The sequence below is a fragment of the Nocardia sp. NPDC050718 genome (assembly GCF_040654235.1).
Taxonomy (GTDB): domain Bacteria; phylum Actinomycetota; class Actinomycetes; order Mycobacteriales; family Mycobacteriaceae; genus Nocardia.
This window is the reverse complement of the sequence record NZ_JBFAHQ010000005.1, coordinates 457,564-460,759: the sequence shown is the minus strand read 5'-3', so window position 1 is coordinate 460,759 and position 3,196 is coordinate 457,564. Positions and strand designations below refer to the sequence as shown.

The following is a 3,196-nucleotide window of genomic DNA, read 5'->3' as shown; positions in this document are numbered from 1 at the left end:
GTCCAGCCGTCCAGCCGTCCAGCCGTGCTGCGGTCCAGCCGTCCAGCCGTCCAGCCGTGCTGCGGTCCAGCCGTCCAGCCGTCCAGCCGTGCTGCCGTCCAGCCGTCCAGCCGTGCTGCCGTCCAGCCGTCCAGCCGTGCTGCCGTCCAGCCGTCCAGCCGTGCTGCCGTCCAGCCGTCCAGCCGTGCTGCCGTCCAGCCGTGCTGCTTTCCGTTGCCGGAGTCACGCGAGGTGTGCCGTCCACCAGCGTGCTGGTTCCCGGCCCGAGTCGCGGTGAGGGAGATGCTCCAGCTGTCTGCACGGTGGATGCCGCGCAATGGCTGCGGCACCCAGTGGCCGGGCGGTGTCGGGTGGCGCTCGTGCTCAGTGGGCTCGGTGGGTGGGGAGGAAACGGCGGGCGTAGCTGATGGCGGTGCCGGTGTCGGGGAACACCGCGTCGTCGCCGCCGGCGGGCAGCGCGCCCATGGTGGCGAGGCGGGCGCGATGGTCGTCGCGCAGCCCGGACATGAGGACGGTGATGTGGCGGTGCTGGAGCTTGCGCACGGCGTCGGCGAGGACCAGGGCGCCGGTGGTGTCGAGGGCGGTGACGCGCGACATCCGCAGGATCACCACCCGCACATCGGCGACCTCGGACAACTCCAGCAGGAAGCGGTGCGCGGCGGCGAAGAACAGCGGGCCGTCGATGCGATAGGCGACGATGTGGTCGCGCAGCAGGTCGTGTTCCTCGCCGAGATGGTCGGCCTCGTCCAGCGGTACCTGCTGCATGCTCGCCTCCCGCGCGACCGCGCGCACCGCGAGCACCAGCGCGATGCCGATGCCGGCCACCACCGCGGTGACCAGGTCGAACGCCACCGTCACGAGGAAGGTGAGTGCCATGACGATCGCGTCCCCCCGCGACGCGCGGGCGATCGCGGCCAGCGACGCCGCTTCCACCATCCGCACCGTGGTCGCCAGCAGCACACCGGCCAGCGCCGCGATCGGGATGTCGGCGACCGGCCCGGAGGCCAGATAGACGATCGCGGCCAACACCACCGCGTGGAAGAGCGCCGCCAGCCGCGTCCTCGCACCGGACCGCACATTGACCGCGGTCCTGGCGATGGCGCCGGTCGCGGGCACGCCGCCGAACAGCGGCGCGGCGATATTGGCCAGGCCCTGGCCGAACAGTTCGCGATCGGGATCGTGCCGGGTGCCGACCGCCATGGCGTCGGCCGCGGTGGCCGACAGCAACGATTCGAGGGCGGCGAGCGCGGCGACCGCCAGCGCGGGCAGCAGCAGCCCGGACAGTGTGCCCCACTGCACGAAGTCGAGCGACGGCGTTGGCAGCCCGGCCGGGATCGCCCCGATCCGGGTGAGAGGCAGATCGAACACGCTCGCGACGACCGTCGCCACGACGACGGCGACCAGCGCGAACGGCAGCTTCGGCAGGAACCGTCCGCCGATCAGGATCGCCGCGGCGACGACGAGTGCCGTCACCGGCGCGGTCGCGTCCGGATGCTCGGCGAACCGGCGCACGGCGTCGAACGCCGATTGCCAGACCTTCTCGCCCTCGGCTCCCGCTACCCCCAGCGCGCCCGGAACCTGTTGCAGCGCGATCACGACCGCGATCCCCGCGGTGAATCCCTCGATCACCGGAGCCGGCATGAACCGCACCGCACGGCCGACACCGGCGAAGGCCAGCGCCATCAGCAACACACCTGCCATCAGCCCGACGGTCAGCACCCCGGACGCGCCGTGTTCGTGCACGATCGGCACCAGCACCACGGTCATGGCGCCGGTCGGTCCCGACACCTGAAAGCGTGAGCCGCCGAACACCGCGGCCAGCGCACCGGCCACGATCGCCGTCGCCAGACCGGCGGCGGCGCCGAGCCCGGAACTGATGCCGAATCCCAGCGCCAGCGGCAGTGCCACCAGCGCCACGATCAGCCCCGACATCAGATCCGTGCCCGGCGCCCGGAAAGCGGGCTTCCACTCCGACCAGGTCGGCAGCAGTGCCCGCATGGTCAGCGGTTGCCGAGCAGGCGCAACTTCAGCGCGGCCAGCTGCTCGCGCAACGCGTCCGGTAGCCGGTTGCCGCCGATGCCGGCGAACCATTCGTCGATGGACCGGGTCTCGGTGACCCACTCGTCCACGTCGACGGCCAGTGCCCGTTCGGCCAGCGCGCGGTCGGCGTCGTCGAACCCGGCCTGATCGAGCGCGCCCGCGGTGGGGACGAAGCCGATCGGCGTCCACTCGGCGTCGGCGGTGCCGTCGAGTCGTTCCAGCGCCCACTTCAGCACGCGCACGTTGTCACCGAAGCCGGGCCACAGGAAGGTGCCGTCGGCGTCGCGCCGGAACCAGTTGACCTGGAAGATCTTCGGCAGCTTCGTGGCGTCGGCGGTTGCGCCCAGTCGCAGCCAATGCGCGAAGTAGTCGCCCACGTGGTAGCCGAGGAACGGCAGCATCGCCATCGGATCCCGCCGCACGACGCCGACCGCGCCGGTGGCCGCCGCCGTGGTCTCCGAGGACAGCACCGACGCGGTGAACACCCCGTGCGCCCAGTCGAAGGTCTCGGCGATCAGCGGCACCGTGCTCGCGCGGCGGCCGCCGAAGAAGATCGCCGAGATCGGCACGCCGGTCGGGTCGTTCCATTCCGGCGCCACCGACGGGCACTGCTCGATCGGCGTGCAGTAGCGCGAATTCGGATGCGCGGCAGGGGTTCCGGAGTCCGGGGTCCAGTCGTCGCCGCGCCAGTCGGTGAGGTGCGCGGGCGGTTGTTTCGTCAGCCCCTCCCACCACACGTCGCCCTGATCGGTGAGCGCGGTGTTGGTGAAGATGGAGTTGCCGCGGTCGATGGTGGCGATCGCGTTGGGATTGGTGCGCGCGCCGGTGCCGGGCGCGACACCGAAGAACCCGGCCTCCGGGTTGACCGCGTACAACCGGCCGTCGGCGCCGAAACGCAGCCAGGCGATGTCGTCGCCGATGGTCTCGGCCTGCCAGCCGGGCAGCGCGGGCTCCAGCATCGCCAGGTTGGTCTTGCCGCAGGAGGACGGGAACGCCGCGGCCACATAGTGCGTGCGGCCCTGCGGCGAGGTGAGTTTGAGGATGAGCATGTGTTCGGCCAGCCAGCCCTCGTCGCGCCCGATCACCGACGCGATGCGCAGCGCGAAGCACTTCTTGCCGAGCAGGGCGTTGCCGCCGTAGCCGGAGCCGTAGCTCC

General features: G+C 71.8%; 3 protein-coding genes. All 3 read right to left on the bottom strand.

Annotation, left to right across the window (positions count from 1 at the left end):
* A partial coding sequence (locus AB0H54_RS24900) for a hypothetical protein (RefSeq protein ID WP_357348244.1) occupies positions 1 to 329 on the bottom strand: 329 nt, incomplete at its 3' end.
* 34 nt (positions 330 to 363) lie between these two features.
* Positions 364 to 1,998, bottom strand: a complete 1,635-nt coding sequence (locus AB0H54_RS24895) for a SulP family inorganic anion transporter (protein WP_357348242.1) — start codon at positions 1,996 to 1,998, stop codon at positions 364 to 366.
* Positions 1,999 to 2,000: 2 nt separating this feature from the next.
* Positions 2,001 to 3,196: phosphoenolpyruvate carboxykinase (GTP) (locus AB0H54_RS24890; RefSeq protein WP_357348240.1), on the bottom strand; the 1,196-nt coding region annotated here is incomplete at its 5' end.

Excerpts from the sequence above, each read along its gene's own strand:
- AB0H54_RS24895 (WP_357348242.1), bottom strand. The coding sequence starts at position 1,998 with ATGCGGGCACTGCTGCCGACCTGGTCGGAGTGGAAGCCCGCTTTCCGG.